This is a genomic window from Paenibacillus sp. FSL M7-0656 (assembly GCF_038003225.1).
Taxonomy (GTDB): Bacteria; Bacillota; Bacilli; order Paenibacillales; family Paenibacillaceae; genus Paenibacillus; species Paenibacillus amylolyticus.
In genome coordinates, this window is the sequence record NZ_JBBOOT010000001.1 from 1,866,147 (window position 1) to 1,886,507 (window position 20,361).

16 protein-coding genes are annotated in these 20,361 nt (G+C 47.1%); 3 read left to right on the forward strand and 13 right to left on the reverse strand.

Translation table 11 applies throughout. The annotated features are described in order from the left end of the window. Positions 1–10: 10 nt before the first annotated feature. Positions 11–1,624 (reverse strand): response regulator transcription factor, encoded by a 1,614-nt coding sequence (locus MHI01_RS08005; RefSeq protein ID WP_340982890.1) that lies wholly within the window; start codon positions 1,622–1,624, stop codon positions 11–13. After that, complete coding sequence (locus tag MHI01_RS08010) at positions 1,599–3,398, reverse strand: sensor histidine kinase (protein WP_340982891.1); 1,800 nt, start codon at positions 3,396–3,398, stop codon at positions 1,599–1,601. The genes MHI01_RS08005 and MHI01_RS08010 overlap by 26 nt, the downstream gene beginning before the upstream one ends. Positions 3,399–3,796: 398 nt before the next feature. Here MHI01_RS08010 and MHI01_RS08015 point away from each other — a divergent pair, with 398 nt between their 5' ends. Then, a complete protein-coding gene (locus tag MHI01_RS08015) occupies positions 3,797–5,239 on the forward strand; it encodes a hypothetical protein (RefSeq protein WP_340982892.1) in 1,443 nt (480 codons plus the stop codon). Between the two features lie 184 nt (positions 5,240–5,423). Here MHI01_RS08015 and MHI01_RS08020 read toward each other — a convergent pair whose 3' ends face one another. The 5 genes from MHI01_RS08020 to MHI01_RS08040 form a co-directional block, all read right to left on the reverse strand. Beyond that, complete coding sequence (locus MHI01_RS08020) at positions 5,424–6,005, reverse strand: DUF4269 domain-containing protein (RefSeq protein ID WP_340982893.1); 582 nt, start codon at positions 6,003–6,005, stop codon at positions 5,424–5,426. A 20-nt stretch (positions 6,006–6,025) separates the two neighbouring features. Further along, positions 6,026–6,232 (reverse strand): YwbE family protein, encoded by a 207-nt coding sequence (locus MHI01_RS08025; RefSeq protein WP_026081155.1) that lies wholly within the window; start codon positions 6,230–6,232, stop codon positions 6,026–6,028. A 214-nt stretch (positions 6,233–6,446) separates the two neighbouring features. Then, the gene (locus MHI01_RS08030) at positions 6,447–7,235 is read right to left on the reverse strand and encodes a polysaccharide deacetylase family protein (protein WP_340982894.1); all 789 of its coding nucleotides are present in this window, start codon (positions 7,233–7,235) and stop codon (positions 6,447–6,449) included. Positions 7,236–7,301: 66 nt separating this feature from the next. Continuing rightward, complete coding sequence (locus MHI01_RS08035) at positions 7,302–8,240, reverse strand: aldo/keto reductase (RefSeq protein WP_340982895.1); 939 nt, start codon at positions 8,238–8,240, stop codon at positions 7,302–7,304. A gap of 109 nt (positions 8,241–8,349) precedes the next feature. Continuing rightward, positions 8,350–10,374, reverse strand: coding sequence for a Na+/H+ antiporter (locus MHI01_RS08040; protein ID WP_036609574.1), 2,025 nt, complete (start codon positions 10,372–10,374; stop codon positions 8,350–8,352). Between the two features lie 214 nt (positions 10,375–10,588). Here MHI01_RS08040 and MHI01_RS08045 point away from each other — a divergent pair, with 214 nt between their 5' ends. Next, positions 10,589–10,888, forward strand: a complete 300-nt coding sequence (locus tag MHI01_RS08045; protein ID WP_047842412.1) for a hypothetical protein — start codon at positions 10,589–10,591, stop codon at positions 10,886–10,888. A 98-nt stretch (positions 10,889–10,986) separates the two neighbouring features. On the opposite strand, the gene MHI01_RS08050 is transcribed toward MHI01_RS08045, so the two are convergent. Then, positions 10,987–11,469 (reverse strand): MarR family winged helix-turn-helix transcriptional regulator, encoded by a 483-nt coding sequence (locus MHI01_RS08050; RefSeq protein ID WP_036609579.1) that lies wholly within the window; start codon positions 11,467–11,469, stop codon positions 10,987–10,989. 271 nt (positions 11,470–11,740) lie between these two features. Here MHI01_RS08050 and MHI01_RS08055 point away from each other — a divergent pair, with 271 nt between their 5' ends. After that, positions 11,741–12,856: an FAD-dependent monooxygenase gene (locus MHI01_RS08055; protein WP_036670199.1), complete on the forward strand. Its 1,116-nt coding sequence runs from the start codon at positions 11,741–11,743 to the stop codon at positions 12,854–12,856. Between the two features lie 117 nt (positions 12,857–12,973). Here MHI01_RS08055 and MHI01_RS08060 read toward each other — a convergent pair whose 3' ends face one another. The 5 genes from MHI01_RS08060 to MHI01_RS08080 all read right to left on the reverse strand — a co-directional run bounded on the left by MHI01_RS08060 (position 12,974) and on the right by MHI01_RS08080 (position 20,333). Beyond that, positions 12,974–13,201, reverse strand: coding sequence for a hypothetical protein (locus MHI01_RS08060; protein WP_074094486.1), 228 nt, complete (start codon positions 13,199–13,201; stop codon positions 12,974–12,976). A gap of 215 nt (positions 13,202–13,416) precedes the next feature. Beyond that, positions 13,417–15,993, reverse strand: a complete 2,577-nt coding sequence (locus tag MHI01_RS08065) for a beta-mannosidase (RefSeq protein ID WP_340982896.1) — start codon at positions 15,991–15,993, stop codon at positions 13,417–13,419. A 90-nt stretch (positions 15,994–16,083) separates the two neighbouring features. Then, positions 16,084–17,670, reverse strand: coding sequence for a helix-turn-helix domain-containing protein (locus MHI01_RS08070; RefSeq protein ID WP_340982897.1), 1,587 nt, complete (start codon positions 17,668–17,670; stop codon positions 16,084–16,086). Beyond that, positions 17,667–19,448 carry a cache domain-containing sensor histidine kinase gene (locus MHI01_RS08075; protein ID WP_340982898.1) on the reverse strand — a complete coding sequence of 594 codons (1,782 nt, stop codon included), beginning with the start codon at positions 19,446–19,448 and terminating at the stop codon, positions 17,667–17,669. Before MHI01_RS08075 ends, MHI01_RS08070 begins: the two co-directional genes overlap by 4 nt. 30 nt (positions 19,449–19,478) lie before the next feature. Beyond that, the gene (locus tag MHI01_RS08080) at positions 19,479–20,333 is read right to left on the reverse strand and encodes a carbohydrate ABC transporter permease (RefSeq protein WP_164783106.1); all 855 of its coding nucleotides are present in this window, start codon (positions 20,331–20,333) and stop codon (positions 19,479–19,481) included. Positions 20,334–20,361: the final 28 nt, after the last annotated feature.

Consider the following 20,361-nt stretch of genomic DNA (forward strand, 5'->3'; position numbering starts at 1 on the left):
GCGCCCTGAACTATACGGTACGTGACTGTTTTCGAAACTCCTGTGGCGTTATACCCGTGCACTTTTTGAACATTTTGGTGAAATGCGAGTAATTGTAGTACCCCACCTTGCCAGCGATATCCGTCACTTTGACGGTGGACTGGGACAACAATGTCTTCGCTTTGGCTACTCTGCCCTGCAGGATAAACTCAGATAGGGACATCCCCTTCTCTTTCCGAAACAGACGTGATAGATAAGCGGGATTGAATCCGGCAAAAGCTGCAAGCTCCTCTCGCATAAGTTCTTCACCAATATGAGTTTCAATATAAACGCACAACTGATCCACAATGGTCATGGGGCTGTGATCGTCCGGGTACAATACCGGGATAACACGATCAATCAGATCAGCCGTCCACTGTTTCAACTGCGGCAACGACCTTGTCACCATACTCTCTTCCGGCTCCCGTTCACCCGGATAAAGACTGCGTATTGACACGTTTTTCTGATGAAGCAGCGGATAGACCACATGCAGCATGGCATGATAGTAGAGATGCAGCATTTCAGGAGACAAACCCTCCTGGGCAGCAAGCAACTCAAAAATCTCATCCACACGTTCTCGCAAATCTCCTACTTTACCTGTCTCAAAAAGAATAGATAATTCCGAAAACCATGGAATAGGCAAAAAGCGATCTTCCTGATCTCTTCCCCGCTCATCATAGACAAAAACTTCTTCAAGCTCCTTAATATTGCGCCGTTCCATATCCATCAGTTCATTTAACATGCCTTGCAACTCAGTTACAGCAACCGGGGCACCAACATAACAGGACAACCGACAGTAGAAATACGTACCACATTCCTGAATATATCCCTGACAACGTTGTGCCACTTCGCTCGCACTTGGAATGATGCCATCTTGCTCATAAGCAAGCACAATATTTAATCCACTTTGATCCTGAAACACCTCACCGGGCTTGTCGTCAAGCAGCATCTCTTTGGCTGCATTACGAAGGGCATATTCTAATACCTCTTCGTCACGCAAATCAAAATCACGCACCCATTCCTCTACCGATATTACAATGGGTAACACACGAGCCTGCGGATCAATCTCGGCACCATACAGTTCTGCGAGCTCTTGCAACCGTTGTTCGGTTAACGTGATACGCTGAGAGATGGCATCTTTCCAAAAGCGTTCCGTCAGTAGCGGTTTATGGGTTTTCCAGCGTTTGTATACGGTCTCATAAACTTCGTTGGTACGGGTACGCTGCTCTCCATCCTTGATCTTCTCCACCGCCTGGGTGACTACCTTAATCAATTGATCCGCTGGAGCCGGCTTCAACACATAATCAAAGCTGTTTAGCTTAATGGCTGTCTGTGCATAATCGAATAAAGCATGCCCTGTCAGGAAAATGGTCAGTATGCCTGGATCATGTTTTAACACCCAACTTTGCAGGTCAAGCCCTGTTTCACCAGGCATCTCGATATCACAGATCATGATATCAATAGCATTAGCCTTTAAAATCTTTCTTGCCTCTTCGGCATCACCAGCACTGTATACCTGGTCAATGCCTGCTGCTTGCCAATCGACTCCTTCCACCATTGCTTGTAATGCATACACTTCATCATCCACGATCAACAGGTTCCGCATAGGCTCCCCCTTCTTCCTCTTCGGTCTGAGCGGGTAAATCAATGATGACTTTGGCGCCATGATCCACCTCATTGCCAAACTGCAAACTGGCTTGATCACCATACTTCACTAAAAGCCGATGGGCCACGTTCCATATACCGATATGCTGTCCACTCGGATCTTCAGCGTATTGTCCATGTTGCAGACGCCCCAACAATTCCTCTTCAAATCCAACACCATTGTCCACAATCATCAGTTGAAGCACCGTCCCATCGACCTGACCGGACGACTTCTCACCGAGGCGCGCCACGATCCGAATGACAAATGCTTGTGTCCGGCGCTGAAATCCATGAATAATGGCATTCTCCACAAAAGGCTGAATGGTTAATGGCGGAATCACATAATGTCCCAGATTCGGTTCGATATCCAGTTCAAAATCGAATCTGCTTGGAAACCTCAGCTTTTGAATTTCTAAGTAATGACGAATGTGCTCCAGCTCTTCATCCAGACGAATAACACGTTTGCCTGCACGCAGACTGAATCGAAAATAATCGGCCAGATGACCAGCCATCTGCTGCACCAACTCATGCTTTTGCAAGGAAGCCAGACTATGAATAATATTGAGTGAATTCAGGTAAAAGTGAGGATTGATCTGCATCTGCAGTTGTTTGAACTCTGCCTCCCGCGTCCGCAACTGTTCCTCATACACATCAATCTTCAGATGCCGGATCTCACTGGTCATTTGATTGAAACTTCGTGTCATAAATTCAAGCTCCGAAGAAGATGGCGGGTCCAGCTTCACATCGAGATCTCCACGGCTCACCCTTCTCATGCCTCGGATTAACGCATTCATCGGGCGGAATAACAGATGCCGCAAAAAGATCAGTGCAGTAACCAGAATTACTGCCGCGCCAATGGGAAGCAGACGAATGATCTGCTGGAAAAACGGGAGGTTACGCATCATGTCTTCCTCAGGAAGCAGCACGATATAATTCATCTCGGACATGGCCGAGGCAGTACCCAACATCAAATATTGACGTGCTTCTCCCTTGTTCACAACTTCAGAGATCACCTGATACGGATTCTTCAGGCCGGGAAGATGCGCTGCAGCCAGCTGAATCTGTGCAGTATTTAATGTGGAATCCGATAGTGCCCCACCGTCTGTTCCAACAATGACTGCGCCTCCCCGATCTCCGGATTCAGTGAATTGTTGTGTATGATTCAGTGCATTCATATCAACAAGTGCACCTGCATAGAACTGCTGGTTGATTCGCACCGTTTTCACCAGCGCATTCCACGTCCCGCCACGCACGATGCTCCATTCCGGCTTCTGGATATCCCCTTCCAATTGCTGCATCTGGACTGGCATACTCTCCTGCACAACCGACTTTTTGACATCATAATTGCCTGAAGTCGCGAGCAGCAAATCATCATTCACGGCATCATATAGAAAAAAAGAATCGATTAGATTATAAAAACCGATATCTGTCATGAATTTGTTCATAATCCGTTGCTTTGCAATGATATAATCGCCGCTGCCGTATTTCAGAAAAAACAGAGAGATAATATCCGGGTCCCGCTCGCCCAGACTATACAAATACCGATTCGTCTCCTGTAACACACGTTCATTCTGCTCCACACTCTTGGCGAGATGATTCATATTGGTGAGGGATACTTTGTCACGTACAACTTTCATGGCGTAGACATTGTTGTAATAAAGCAGCATGAATAATGGCAGCATGATCAATGTAAGACCCACTATAAATTTAAAACGAAGTGAACGGATCAAATTCATGGATTATGGATTCCCGCCCTTTTAGAGGTAGTTCAAAGAGTCCGCTGTACTGAAAACCAGACTTTTTGAACGCACACTTTATTTCAACATAGTTTTTCTATTTTCTTCCTTATGATGGCATGTTTATTGTAATCACCCCTGCTTGCCATTGTCTATGGGGTCCCGTGACCTTCACATATCAATTCTGGTGACTTCCATCCGCTCCAATTTCAAAAGTAACAAGCTTCATGTAGTAATAAATTCTCCAGTTGTAAAAAAAATCCTTCATTATTACTCAGAAGCTTCTCCCTAAAAATAAATGCTGCGGCAAGCCCCGGACTCCACGAACGCCCGATCTTGACATGCATACGATATATCACTCCTCGGGTTAGTCACCAGGATGTAGGGAGGCCTGTTCGATGAATATTCAACTCACTGCGTTACACTATGTCTATCTGGCCTTTATCGTCTTGATTATTGCGGTAATGATCCGGCGCAGGGACACCACGATCATCTGTGTTGCGGGTATTATGACCATTGGACTTCTGGCAACCGAAACCTTAAGCGGGTCAGTTGCTGGGATCTTCAGCAGTTTTATCTATGCAACAAAAGAATTGCTGAGTACGATCTTTATCATCTCGATTATTGTGGCAATGAGCCGTGTTCTGATCAGAACAGGTATTAATGAGGTCATGGTAACACCCGTCACAAGGTTTATCCGTTCTCCTCAGGTCGCGTATTGGGGTATCGGATTGATCATGATGGTAGTATCACTATTTTTCTGGCCATCCCCAGCAGTAGCTTTGGTCGGTGCTGTACTGCTTCCAGTAGCCGTGCGTGTAGGCCTTCCTCCGATTGGAGCTGCTATTGCGATGAACCTGTTTGGACATGGGATTGCACTGTCGGGAGATTACATTATTCAGGGGGCTCCCAAACTTACAGCTGATGCGGCGGGTCTACCAGTCACTTCCGTCATGACGGCCAGCATTCCTTTGGTCATTGTCATGGGCACCGTATCTACACTTACAGCCTTCTGGATGCTGCGCAAAGAGATGAAATCAGGTTCACCTGTTCATTCCCCAAACGTTACATCAGGTACCGTGAGCACGGAACCTTCTTCTTCATCAGAGGCTGTGTCCACCTCCCTACCCGCTAATCAGCCTGTTCAACGTCAAGCCATGTCACCCCGTCTGCAAAAGGCGTTCGCTCTGCTTATCCCTCTGTTATTCGCAGTTGATGTGATTCTGATGTTTATATTGAAGTTGCAAGGCGGTGACGCAACAGCTCTAATTGGCGGAACCGCTGTGGTTATACTGATCGCCGTTACCCTTGCCGCACACCGATATGCGGGACCAGAGGAAACGACCAATTATTTAATAGAAGGATTTCAGTTTGGTTTCAAGGTGTTTGGACCGGTTATTCCCATAGCCGCATTTTTTTATCTGGGAGATGCTGCGATTACGGAGTTGTTCATCAACCCTCTTCCTGAAGGTTCACACGGGATTGTGAATGATCTAGGGGTCGCACTTGCTGGACTGGTACCATTAAATGATACGGTGGGCGCCATTACAATGACGGTAACCGGAGCAGTGACCGGAATGGATGGTTCGGGGTTCTCGGGGATATCCCTGGTTGGCTCGATTGCGTCCATGTTTGCAGGTTCGGCAGATTCCGCACCTGTGCTGACAGCATTAGGTCAGGTTGCAGCCATATGGGTAGGTGGTGGAACCTTGATTCCATGGGCATTGATTCCTGCGGCTGCAATCTGCGGAGTCAATCCTTTTGAACTGGCAAGACGCAACCTGAAGCCTGTACTGCTGGGACTCACGGTAACAACAATTGTAGCCATCTTTCTGATCTGACCAAAGGTTATTTACACTGACACTACGATGACAGAAGCACCTTCCAATCGCTGTTATTCCCAGATTTTTTTGATCCCCTTTCTCAAGGGGAAATCCGGTAATAAAGGCGAACGCTTCGCTTTTTCAGGTTCTTTCTGTCCTCTCCGTTATCGTGTAAATGATTAGTTCATCTCAAATAGACATTTTAAAAAGACGTGCGCGAACGCGCCCAGTTCCAGAGATCTTCACGTTTCATCTCTGCCAGATGCAGCATGTCCACATATGGATCTCCCTGTAGTCCAAGTACAGAAGCAAATGCAGGCTCCGTCTTCCACCCTGCCTGTTTCAGTCTGCGGATCTCACGGTGTCCCGCGTCTCCCCACAGTTGCAACAATCTCCACTCTACGATCATATGTAAGTATGCATTCTGCCTGTAAACTGGCACGGATTGGGCAAAAATCTCCACAGGCCAATGTCCCACTTGCAAATTACAAGTCACATAAGGACGTTGGTCTGGAAGATCCCCACCACGTACACATTCATACTCAGCAACGGCTCCAATTCGATTGTGTATCTCGGCTTCAAACAAGTCCAGATCCTCTGCATAACACAGCAGATCCAGATCACTGCCAGGTATATCAATATCAATTGGTACCGTTCCTGCTGGATATGGGTGATAGTCAGCTAATATATCGAGCAATCTACTGCTCTGTAACATATGATATGCGTCCTGCTGACGTGCATTACCTGAAGCCAGATGTGCCATTACTTCTGCGGTAGTACTCATCTCCCCGCCTTGGACCACAGTTAGTTCGAGCCTCCTGTAATGACCTGTTTCACACGTCCTACTTGACCACTCGTCAGTCGTACTTTGATTCCGTGTGGATGCGTAGGTGATTTGGTTAACAGATCCTTCACAATGCCACGTGTCAGCTTACCTGTAGCTTGATCCTGCTTCAGCACAATGTCCACTTCCAGACCTGGCTTAATATTTACGCGTTGTTGTCCATTCATTATGTTCACTCTCCTCTATGTCGTAATTCATATCTTGTATACTAGCTAACCCTTAAATACAAAGCTCCATCTATTGTAGACGTTTTGGTTTCAAAACAAAAGGGACACGGCAATAACCTCCTACGCCTGATTCCATGGTTGATATGAAGACCAAGATAAAGAAACCGCAGGTCTCTTCAACTGAGACCTACGGTTTCTAATTGGATTACCATGTTCAGGGCTGCACATGCTTCAACGAAGAAGAAGGTGAAGTCCCATCCTTCGCGGCTTCGCGTGCCTTTACAGCAAGTAGCTCAGACACCGTAACGAATTGGTACCCCTGCTGCTGCAGTTTCGGCAGAATCGTTTTGAGTGCTGCTACCGTATGCGACTTGCCTTCCACCTTATCGTGAAAAAGTACAATATCCCCATTACGTGCGTTCTTCAACACTTTGTTAACGATAGCCGATACACCTGGAGAAGCCCAGTCCCGTGTATCCTGATGCCAAGACCAGAGTACAATGGTATACCCTTTTTGTTTGGCAGCCTGGATGACCATGTCATTGTAATAGCCGCCCGGTGGTCTGAACAACAGGGGACGCTCCGCGCCAGCTTTAATGATGGAACTTTCCGCTTCGTTCATATCCTTCATGTACTTGTCCGCACGTGTTGATCGAACTGCATACGTGTGCGCATACGTATGGTTGGCGATTTCATGCCCTTCGAGCTGTTCCTGCTTAATCAGTTTAGGAAATTTATCTGCCCATTTGCCAAGTACAAAAAAAGTTCCTTTAGCATGATACTGCTGTAACAAAGCCAGGATCTGCGGAGTCTGAATCGGATCTGGTCCATCATCAAAGGTAAGGGCGATGAGTTTATCCTGCGTGGGAACCTCCCACACAATCTCTCCTCGTTCCTCATAATACTGACGGTTCTTCTGTACAGGCTTTGCATAGGCAGAACTGCTACCTAGCAAAATAATTAGCGTGAACATTCCGATGACTCGGGCTGCCTTCAGGTTCATGTGGTGTCCTCACTTTGTCTTCATACGTAAACTCCCTGTTAGCATTTCCCGATTCACCCGAACTCATTAACGAAAGATCTGATCCACGACTGCAATTTCCTCAGCAGTTAATTCCACATTTAATGTTTGCAGATTGTTAATGACCTGCTCTGGTCGCTTGGCACCCGGAATCAATGCATCAATAGAAGGCTGAGTCAGGTACCAGGCCAGAACCAGATGCGCGACCTCAACATCTTTGGATTGTGCTATGCTGCGCAGTTGCTCAACTTTATCGAGATTTTCAATGAAAGCTTCACCTGTAAACAGCGGGTTCTTTGCCCGTCCATCCTGAAAGGTTGTATCACGATTATATTTCCCGCCCAGCAGTCCCGCTGCCAGAGGGAAGTAAGGAACAAAAGAAATGTTATGCTCAGCCGTATACGGCAACAGCTCTTTTTCCGCATCTCTTTTGAACAGATTATATTCAGATTGCAGTACGTCTACATGCCCGTCCTTGTTGGCTTCACGCAACTGATCAATGGAGAAATTAGATACGCCAATGGCACGAATTTTGCCAGCGTCTTTTAAATGTTTTAACGTATCTACCGCTTCATCCTTAGGCGTATGTTCATCCGGAAAGTGGATGTAGAACAGATCAATGTAATCGGTTTGCAGACGTTTCAACGCCTCATCCACGGCTGTTTTCAGAAAAGCAGGTGAGTTATCTATGACAATCTTGCCATCCACAAATTTATGCGCTGCCTTGGTTGCAATGATGGTATTCTGCCGCTGACCAGTTTCCTTCAGTACTTCACCAATCAGTCGTTCGGAATGCTCCGGTCCATAGATGTATGCCGTATCCACAAAGTTAATACCTTGTTTCAAAGCTGTACGAACCACTTCCTTACCCGTCTCATCATTCAGCATGTCCGGATAGATATTATGTCCGCCTACTGCATTCGCACCCAGTCCAATGGGATTCACGATCAGATCCGTCTTGCCCAACCGAATTTGTTGTTCTGCCATGTCTCATCTCTCCTTCACTGATCGAATAAGTACAATTTAGTTGTAACGTCTTTCTTGTCCCATATTATATCAAACCATTTAGCATATTTAAAATATCGGATTTATCGGATTAAGTGTTTTTCAGCGCAGTTGCTTCCACGTCGTTAATAAACCGGCGCAGTTTTGCAGCCACATCACGGGTGATTTCGCCGTTTTCATACAGTTGTTGCACTGTATTACGCTGTTCCTGAATCGCCACCATCTGCAACTCCAATTTCTCCTGATTAAACGGATCTTCCGTTTTACCCTGGTTCCAGGTGCGCAATTTGGCAATTACACGCTCATACTTGGCAATGACCGACAGTGCGACGACTCGATTCCCATCATTCATATGGGCACGAATAGCCTTAATTGCCGCTTCAGAGGTGCGCAACTTTACCTGACGGAACAGTTCTGCATTTTCAAGCATAAATGGTTGATTCGGCTTCTGGGACCGGTTGGTGAAGAGATGTCCTAACACACGACCGATCTCGCTGATCGAAGTCATGAACTGAGTGTTTGCACGATTCGCCAGCATCATTTCCTTGCGATCCAGCCAGCTGTCACATTTGAAGGCCGCATCAGAAGCAATTGCATTTTCGTCTAACATTACTTCAACTTCTTTACGCTCCGCCCGGGTAGCGATCAGGTTAATAGCCGTTTCTTGTTTCTGAATATCTTTACGTTTATCGGCGGTAAGCTGACCTGCGGCCTGTCTGATGTACTTGGACAAGTCGGAGACAACCGCGAGTGCCGCAGCTTTGTTCTCATCGTTCATTTCGGATTTGACAGCTCGTATTGCCGCATTCAGCATAATGTCATGTGCTTTTCGTTCTGACTTCTGCGGTGTTTCTTCTGTAGATTTCCCATCGTCCTTGGCCAGAACTGGAAGAAACACGCTCGCCGCAATCAGGGAGAAGAGGATAACCCCTGCCGCGAGGAAAATAATCAGATCCCGTTCAGGGAAAGGTGATCCATCCTGAAGCACATAAGGAATGGAGAACGCACCCGCCAATGTTACAGCCCCCCGCACTCCAGAGAGGGAAATGATCGTAATATCCTTGAATCTGGGCCGACCAATAGAGGATTTGGTACGCAGCAATTCATTCCCTTGCCAGAACAGATAGATCCAGAGAAAACGCAGAACCAGCAGTAGCACCGAGATCAAGCCCACATATCCCAACACCTGCAGATTATTAAACGAAACATTTTCAAAGATGGTACTCAACACATCCGGTACCTGTACACCCAAAATAACAAACACAAGGCCATTTAGTATAAATAAAATGACTGACCATGTGCTCGCAGATACCACCTGCATTTTCAACTGAACCGATTCAGCGCGGTCACGCTCAATGGCGTGGATAATACCGCCTGCCACTACCGCAAGAATACCTGATACCCCAATTTCTTCACTCACCAGATAGATGATAAATGGCGTCAGGATTTGCAGCAGCATGTGAATGGTCACATCTTCCATGCCCAGTCTACGGATCCATACCCCTAGCCTGATTAACAGAAAAGATAACAATGCCCCGACAAGAAGTCCGCCAATCGCAATCAGAATAAAACTGAAGGTTGCATTCGCCAGGGAAAATACACCTGTAACTGTGGCTGCAATTGCGAATTTGAAGGCCACGAGGCCAGATGCATCATTCATTAATGCTTCACCTTCAAGAAGCCTATGTATGCCTTTGGGCAAATGTACCCGGCCCGCCATGGCGCCAACGGCCACAGCATCTGTCGGGGACAGTATGGCTGCAAGAGCAAAAGCAGCAGGTAACGGAATCGAAGGAATCAGCCAGTGAATGGCATATCCCGCCACGACCACCGTCACGAATACAAGCCCTAGTGCAAGCAGAAGTATCGGTGCACGCAGATTCCATAATTCATTCCTTGGCGTTCGCTTACCATCGTTGTATAACAAAGGAGCGATGAACAGTACAAAGAACAATTCCGGATTCAACGGCAGGTGAACACCTGCGGGAAGCAAAGCTATAGCTACACCAAGCACGATTTGAATGAGCGGAATGGGAATAAAAGGTACAAACCGGTTTAAGATATTGGATAAACCAATCAGTACCAGTAACACAAGTACGGCAATAAATATTTCCATGATGACAATCCCTTTCCGCTATAGAAGTGGTGAAACCTTTGTTGTATAGGTTTATTTTAACATAATCCAGACTTTATTATAAAAATGTTGTCATATTCATATACCCAATCAACTCGCCTCAGACTAGTCTGAATGAAAGATTTCTGATGGATTCTGTATATAAGATGTTACAATATGCTCAGGACAATACCCGTTTGGAAAGGAACTTGCATCTATGGCATTTGGAATTAAACGACAAGAGCTTGCTGCGTGGAAGGAACAAGTGGCTCGGGGTGAGATTGCGTACCTCACTCATTTCTGGATTGACAACCGATTTCCCGGTATCACCAGTGTCACCAAAGTTGGCTGTGCAGATCTGGAACGTCTCGAACGTTGGTGCAACGATCATGGGCTGGACCCGCGATACATTCATCGGCGGCAGCCCTTTCCCCACTTTGACCTGATGGGCAGCAAGCAAAAAGAAATTTTGATCCAAGAAGGCATGACAGATCATGTGGTTCGCTTTCATTTGTAAACCAACTCAAAAACGCCAGTCTTCAAGGTTCATCCCCCCGCAATTAGGGACGAACTCATGAGGACTGACGTCTTCAAGGAATCAAGTCATATTATGGACTACCGGTGGATCTGCTCAAACGACTTCATGTTCTCCAGCAGTTTCAGTTCAATTTTCTTCAGCATGCCAAACATCTGCTGTTGCTCCTCTTCGGAAAGTGCTTGCAACAATTCCCACGTCATTCGGCCGCGATTCGCATTAAGTGTCTTGGCAAGCTGCGCGCCTTCATCCGTTAAGGACAGCCACACAATTCTCCGGTCTTCTTCACTGCGCACCCGCTGGATCAACCCTTCCGTCTCCAGTTGATTCAGTACAATGGTGGTTGCGCCGGAAGACAAACTGAGTTGTCTAGCCACATCAACCGCCATGCAGCGTTTTTCACGTAAAATCATGCCCAATATATGACTTTTTGTCGGATTCAGTTTACAGTTGGTTTCGGTCTTCTGTTGCTGATCCAATACTTTATTTTTATATCTGAAGAAGGCCTCCAACAATTGATCTACGTTTGCCAATTGAGAGTTTCGCTCCGTATCCGGGCTCATAAACGTTCCTCCTGCCTTTCATCATAACCTACCTTGTATTGTAACATATTTACACTATGATGTTTGTGAAAAATGCGCTTGTATCCGACATCCTATCGTTGACTGCAAGACTCTTGTTTTATTTTGGGTTTCGCCTATTGCATTATGGCAACGGGTTTGTTTATAATAACCTATATCTTTAAAGTTACTTTTAGTTACTTAATGATTTTAATAAATCTGTTGTTATAAAGTAAATAAAGCGTCACCATTATAATGCAAGGGACTTATGCACATGAATCAGAATACACAATCACAACTCAAAACGGATGTTTGCATCGTCGGCGCTGGACCTGGCGGTGCTTTGCTTTCTTATTTACTGAATCAAAAAGGAATCTCCACGATGCTCATTGAGCGGCAGCCCCACCTGCACAAGTCGTTTCGCGGGGAGTTGCTCAATGTGGACGGCGAAGCCATCTTAAATAAACACGGCATCTATTCCCTCATTCAGGAACGCGGAGCGCTGCTCTTGGAACAGATTCAGTATTGGGAAAATGGGCAGATTATTCATACGGTATCACCGGGCAATGGAGAATCTCATGTTGGTATTCATGTACCCCAAGATCATCTCCTGGAAGCCATCGTGTCGCATGCTCAGCAGCACAATTCAAACGAACAAGTACTATTCAATACGATTATGACCGGTCTGTTACGAGACAAGAACGGCCAGGTCGTGGGTATTAACATTCGGCAGAAGGGTGTTCCTGCCTCCATTGAAGCATCTGTAATTGTGGGTGCTGATGGCAGATACTCTGCTGTACGCAAACATTCCGGTATGACCCCGGAGATTCGTAAGCATGGGTATGATCTGCTCTGGGCACGCATTCCGGCACCCGTAGGTTGGGAACCCGCTGTTCGAATGGCCAGCATGGATGGTCAACAGCTCGCACTGTTCTCACAGTTCGGCGGTTATGTTCAGATTGGATGGAACATTCCCGAAGGAGCTTACTCCAAGCTGCGAGAGCAGCCGATTGCTCCTTTTGTAGATAAACTTGTATCTGCTTTTCCTTGCCTGTCTGATTCTGTAGCTGCCAACATTCAGAGCTGGAGTGATTTTGTTCTGTTATCTGTCGAAAGCAGCTATTGCCCGTCGTGGGCACAGGACAATGTTGTACTCATCGGTGATGCCGCTCATACCATGACACCAACCGGTGCGTTTGGACTTAATGCGGCGCTCGAAGATGCGGATGTGCTCTCCGAATTACTTGTCCAAATGGCTGCAGATCAATTCAGTTCCACTGCACAACTTCAGGAACTTCAGACGATTCGCGGTGCAAAGGTACAGCAGCAACTTGCACGACAAGTGGAGATGGAATCCTCTTTCCAACAGCGGTATGAATCCTTTCTCTAAACCCAGTTAATACAGATAAAATGCCTATATGCCCAAACAGCCGATCACTTCCTCATAGAGAAGAATCGGCTGTTTGGTTTGTTGGTTTATCTTTTTTATGTAATTCCGTATCCTTCTTCATTTTCGTTTGCGTGGAGCAAACGTGTCTTCTCTGGGTGCTTCTTGTACAGTATCAACGTCCTTCGGATAGGATGAGATGTTATCTTTTTCATATACTGCTTTCTCCAGATTGCTTAAGCGGCGCAATACTTGTTTGCTTTTACGAACGATATATACAATACCAATAATCAACAGGATCAACATCAGAATGAATATAACCATCCCCGGGTAAAAGACAAATGACATGAATCCACCTCCTTTGAAAACGATTTCTCTATATCATTCTAACCTTAATGATTCAAGATGTGAACCCGATTGGAAGTTTCGCTTGTGGAATAAGGACTAAATTACCTGACACAACGACATGAACTCACCCTGCTGCAAAAGTAAAAAAGGTGGCATCCCTGATCAGGATTACCACCTTGAACCTCGAATAAGATTCGAAGTCTGTGATTATTATTTTATCCTTCTCTGCCGTTCATGGCACTAACTCGAAGTTCTGTCAGTGGCAGAGACGTTTGCTCTGGGTGAAGTAGTCTCACTGTTCGGCTCTCACCGGGGAGCAGATCGAAATAATTGTCACTGAATCGGACACGCCCAAGGGGAAGCTCCAGCTTCACCAATCGTGCAATCCCACCACTGGCCGTAACCGTAACAGACTGCTCCTCCTCGTTCACATGTACGCTCAATTGCGACTCTGGCAACGTCACATCCTTAGGATCGCGCAAGAAGTAACGATTACTCGGTGCCGCAAATCCTTCGGATACCAACTCAACCATTACTTCCTCCGCGCGTCTACCCTGTAACACCTCTACTTCAGTTAATTCAACAATACACCGTGAGGATTGGGATGTTACTTCAACAGCACGTGAGCTGGAGTAGATCTTCTCTCCATCCAATGCATAGACATTGAGTCGAAGCTCCCCTTTCAAGACGTCACGTGTATCGTTCACAACCCACAACGCAAGCGGCTCACCCGGCTCATGCTCCAGTGACAACAGGACAGGATGAAAGAATATTTTCCCATAATAAAAGGATGCCTTCGGCAGCAGTTCATAATCAATCATGGACCAGCTTGTTCCTGGCCAACTATCGTTCAATTGCCATACAAGCGCTCCGCTGTTGCGGTGATTGATGCGCCGGAAATGTTCAATTCCATATCGTAACCCTTCTGCTTGAGTAAGCATGGAGTAGTTCATATACTCTTCTATATCTTGCGGAATCCCTGTGTAACCCTCCATCAGCAAAATACCTTTTTGATGATTGGTATCTTTGTTACGATAGTCCATCTCCGGACTGCCCCAGTAAAACTGACCTGCGGGCATATTTTTCTCCAGTGTGTAACGATTGGCCGAGGCATGCATACCAAATTCACTGCTGAACAACGCATGATCCTTTTTATAATTTTTGAACGTTACACCTTCAATGCTGTAGTCCAGCAGCGGTGGCTCTCCATGCTTCCTTGGATAGACCGAACCATGCCATACCTGCCAGTTGTGGCGATCCCCCACATCCGGGTCATTCGCATCCTGACCGTTGCTGTCTCCGAACGGCGAAGAAGGCCAGTACGGACGAGACAGATCCAATCGCTCCAGCACTTCAGGGATCAGCTCATGATAGATAAGTTCGCCGTAGAACGGGCTGGTAATATCTCCACTTGCAGACTTCATATCATAGAGCCAGTCAATCTCGTTATTCCCACACCAGATAGCAAGCGAGGCACGGTTACGCAGACGTAGGACATTGTTTTCTACCTCATGCCGTACATTATCCATGAAATCACGATTGAAATCCGGGAACAGTGCATTCGCGAATGCAAAATCCTGCCACACCAACACCCCTTGCCGATCACACTCATCGTAGAAGACATCCTTCTCATATATACCACCAGCCCAGACACGCAGCATGTTCATATGCCCTTCCACCGACAGCTCGACAAGCTCACGATACCGAGAGTTGGGGATGGCGCCAATCAGATGATCAGCCGGGATCCAGTTGGCACCCTTGGCGTAGATCTTGACTCCGTTCAGAATAAAAGTAAATGCATCTTCACCCCGTTCATTGTGAAGAGCCAGCTCAATCGTTCGTAACCCATAAGGCTCGCTATAACGATCCACCTCAACGCCATCGGCGAATAATGTAACCTCCAGCGTATACAGATACGGCTCACCCAGATCATGAGTCCACCATAACTGAGGTGACGTAACGTTTAGTGTGGTATCTGCTATACCACCCTCTACGGGTAGTTCAGTGACACCTGCCACCTCGTGTCCACTGCGATCCAACAGACGAACATTACAGGTCACAACCACAGCCTGCTCACGTTTCTGTCTGTTACGGTAAGACAAGACCGACTTCACATCCGCCGTGACATGTAAGACAGCTAGCTCTGAACTGACTGATTCCGTTCGAGCATATACACTTTCCAGCTTGGCGATTGTTCGTTTTTCCAGCCTTACCGCACCCCAGATCCCCACCGTAACCATGCGTGGACCCCAGTCCCAGCCAAAGTTCATCGCTGCTTTGCGCAACCATGGCCGTTCCTTCGTATACGAGGACCAGTCAAAGGTTTCTTTGTCCCGGTGATGCATGTGAAGCGGATCAAACTTGACAGCAATCGCATTCCAACCGCTGCGTACCAGAGACGTTACATCAAATGCATGTGACATAAGCATATTGGCCGTTTTCCCGACTTCATGGCCGTTGACATATACCGTTGCAAACGTATCCAATCCTTCGAACACCAATTCAAAGTGCTCCTCCGTCTCTGCATCTCTCACCAGATTGAAGGTTGTGCGATACCACCATTCCTTTTGCTCAATCCAGCGACTTTTGGCATCATTATGTCCGTAATAGGGCGGATCAATGATACTGCGCTCAACCAATGCAGCATGTACATCGCCAGGCACTTCAGCCCCGATCCAGAAACGGTCATCCAGTGCAGCTGCTGCCACATCCATTGCCCGCTTCTCTCCAACTTCAAAATGCTGTATCTTCCATTGTCCCGATAAATCCTGACTTGAACTATAGGTCTTCATCCGTATGCCCTCACTCTCCAATAACCCTGAGTAATACCATATCGAAAACGTTTGCAATAAGGCAAGACATGTTTCCTAATCTGCTCATTTCTAACTTCCCGAAGGCTTGAACGACAACGCCTCTTCGCGATATTCACTCGGGGTTTTGCCCGTATGTTTTTTGAACAGTCTGCTAAAATATTTCACGTCCTCGTAGCCGCTGATTGCAGCGACTTCACTGACCTTCGCTGGAGACACCGCGAGCATATCCATCGCTCTTCGTATACGCATATCGGTGACAAAATCTCCGAAGGTCACACCCATTTCTTTTTTAAACAGCTCACTGAGGTGACCCGGATGCAAATGAACATGTCCAGCTACCTGCTGCAGATTAATATCCTGCGCCAATGATGATTCAATATAACCGATAGCCTTCTGCACATGGGCAGCCTGTCCCTGGCCCATTCGGCTATGATATACATGCATCAGACCATACAGATGATGGAACAGCATATCCCCAAGCTCCGCAGCTTCGGCATCCGGTTCCGGCAACCAGGGCTCGAGCCTTGCGGGTTCTTCACGCCCTGTGGCTCGCATTGTGCGAGTCAGCCAGCGATGACCTGCAATAACGGCCGAGTGTAGACAAGCATTGAACGATTCTGGTGTGACCTCCGTTTCTGTAATCAGATTAGCCACAAGTTCCCGCGTCCATGTCGTTAACGTGACTGAATCATTATCCAGCAATATTGTACCAAGTCTGGTCTCCTCTTCGTGCGTAAGTACAGTTTTACCACCTTGGCGATTCTGAACGTGCTCATAATGCCATACTTTATCATCCATCAAACCCCGATATCGGAATGCAGCCGAGGCAGTAATGTAGCTTTCGTGCAAATCTGCATATCCACGCACTGGCAGACCCACCGCTACGCGCAGGGTGCACTTCAGTAACTGCTCCACCCGACGTAATGCACTCTCCAGCCTGAATGTAGTTTCATGTTCCACAGGCGGCCATGAAACTACACAAATAATTTGCTGTTTCTCTACATGAGCAATGGCACGAGGTAACATATCCTCCAGGGTATTCTGCACCGCAAATCGTAATAGCGCATCCGAGGATCGATCCCAACCCTCTGCTCGAACAATAATGACTTGTCTGAGAATCTGTTCATCATCAAAGCCAACAACCCCTGCCTCTTTTCCAGCATCAGATCGTAAAAATGAAGGGAAATGACCCGAAGCGGTGTCACCATCAATGATCCATCCAGCAAATAACCGCTCTCGATTCTCCCGCATAAGCTGGCCCTCTTTGGACTTCTCTGCCCAACGTTCCGTGATTCGCTGTTTGGCCTGTAATACGGTTTTGATGATCTCTTCCGGCTTGCTTGTTTTGAGCAGATAATCTGTAACGCCTTGGCGAATCGCCTGTTGGGCATAAGAAAAGTCATCGTATCCCGACAAAATAATGACCTCCAGCTCAGGTAACAATCGCAGGCCCTCTTCTGCCAGTTCCAGCCCTGATCTGCCTGTCATCCGAATATCCGTCATCAGGATATGTGGACGTTCCTCAGCCATGCGTGTTAACGCCTCCTCTGCCGAGGCAGCAGGTTGAAGAAGTTCAATTCCGAGTTCATGCCAAGCGATAACGCTGGCAAGCCCTGTACGGATAATCACTTCATCATCAACAATTAATAGTCTCATGGCGAACCCTCCAAGATTGGAATGGAAAACGAAATCCGGGTACCTCCCCCAACCCTGCTGTCTACTTCAAGCTGTGCATCCGCTCCATAATGGAGCAGCAGTCTCTCATTTACATTGCAGAGCCCATAACCGCCTTGGTTTAGCTGTTTTTCCGGCTGTTTTCCCTTCCATTCCCTAATGCTTATCCTTAATTGCTCCAGTCTGTCCGGCTCCATGCCAACACCATCATCCAGCACCAGCACATTCATCTGTTCATTATCCGGGTCCTTACGAATCATTATGGTGATGGTACCCACGCCTGCTTTGGGCTGAATGCCATGAATCATGGCGTTCTCAACAAGCGGTTGCAGCAATAACTTCAGCATCATTCGCTTCTCAAGCGCTGGATCTACGATATAATGCAACACAAATTGATCAGGGAAACGAATCGACTGCACACGCACATAATGGCGAATATGAGCAATCTCCTGTTCCACAGGGCAGTAATCCTGACCATTGTTCAAGCTGATACGTAGAAAATCACTTAGGCCCTCAACCATATCCGCAATCCGCTTCTCTTCAGACATCAAGGCAATCCAATGAATTGAAGAGAGCGTGTTATATAGGAAGTGCGGATTAATCTGCGCCTGAAGCACCCGAAGATCCGCTTCTTTTTTGCGAGCTTCACCTCGAATAACCTCTTCCTTTAATAACTGAATATGTGCACCGAGCAGATTGTAACTCTCCCCAAGCCTGCCAATCTCGTCATCACTTTCAGATCGAAACAGAGGAAGCGGGCGTTCCGGATCAATTCGGGACAGATGCCGGGTAAGCACACGAAGCGGCCTCGTCACACGCCGCACCGTAAACCAGACCAAGCCAGCACTGATCACAGCAGACATGGCAACGGCGCAGCCGGTTAGAATAAGAATGTACCGATTCTCGGACTTGTACTGGTCGTATGGGACTGTTCCAACCAACGTCCACCCCGTCAATTCTTCCGGATAATAGAGCAACGTCCGTTTATCGTCACCACTGCCATACGTGGTGGTTCCGCTACCGCCATCCTGAATTAACGTCGAAATCCCTGGTTCGACACCTTCCAGCTTAAGTCCAAGCCGAGATTTGTCCATCGAAGACAGAATCTCTCCAGAACTGCCGATGAGCTCCAGTCTGCCTTGCCCTCTGCCTAATCCCAGAGCCGCCCATCCCTTGGATATGGCCTTCTCATCCAGACTAATGGCTAACCAGCCGATGGGTCGATAATCATGGATACTACGGATTGGCCGAACCAATGTGATCACATTTTGAATACCCGCGTAATTCTGCACCGGGTATACCCCCGTCCATTTTTTCACTGCTTCACCGCTCGGCACTGGTGGATAAGATAAGCTTGAATTATTGGATTCATACCAGGTAGCCGTAGACAATGTGGCATCGAATCGGCTTGGATATATGGCGATGTTCGCAATATATTTCTTGGAAGCAGCCAGATTGGTCATCCTGCCCAGGATATCCACCTGTTCCAGCTCATGATCTTCATTGTGGCTAAGATACTGCTGGATGTCCCGTTCTCCAATCAGGAAAATCGATAGGTTCTCGGCATCTTGTAACATATAACGAAGATTCGCTTCCACCTGTTTCAGCGTATCCATGCCGGACAGCTTTGTTTTTTGCTCTGTAATGCGGGAAGAGATCAGAAAGGCGAACAGACCCAACGCCAGCAATGGCACAATCATTGAAGCCGTCACGACGACCGATAGCTTCCTTTGTAACGAAGATGTGAGCCAGCGTGCCAAACGTTTCTCCTCCTCTGGATGCGCTTTCGCTTATCCTTTGACAGCTCCTGCTGTCATGCCTTTCATAACTTGTTCCTGGAATATGAGATACAAGATAATGGTTGGAATGACCGATAGGGTCATGGCAGCAAGCGTTAATCCGTAATCGGTTTGATACCCATCCGCAAAGTTCGCAATGGCCAGCGGTAACGTTTTCAATCCGGTTTTGTTGATGAATACAAGCGCAAATGAAAAGTCATTCCACGCATGCAGGAAACTCAGGATCGTAACCGTTGACAACGCAGGTACAGACATGGGTAACATGATCCGGGTAAACAGCCCCCAAAGTCCTGTTCCATCAATAAAAGCTGCCTCTTCAATATCACGTGGAACACTTGTCAGATAAGCCGTAAGCACAAAAATGGCCGTAGGCAATGCAAAAGCCGTATAAGGTAATATTAAGGCCCAGTACGTATTTAGCAAGGACATCTGTTTCATTAGAATAAATAAGGGGACAAGCGTACTATGGATCGGAATGAGCATACCAACAACAAAAAAGGTCATGATTAACCCTTTCCAGCGAAACTGGAAACGAGCCAGGATGAATGAAGCCAGCGCTGCAATAAACAGCGTCAGAATAAGTGATCCCACCGATACAATTAGTGAATTGCCAAAAGCGGTTCCCAGCCTGGAGCTTTCCCATGCATTGCTGAAATTGGCAACATTCCAGTTTTCCGGCAGACCAAAGGGCCTGCTATAGAAATCTTCATTTGTTTTGAATGCACTAATCACGAGCCAGTAGAACGGATACAATGTTAAAATACCATAGACCGTTAGCAGCGTCCAAACAATTCCGCTACGTAGGCGACGAATCGGATGGCCCGAGCTGCTTCGAGGTGATGGCATGGATACAGGTGTCACGCGCATGATAACT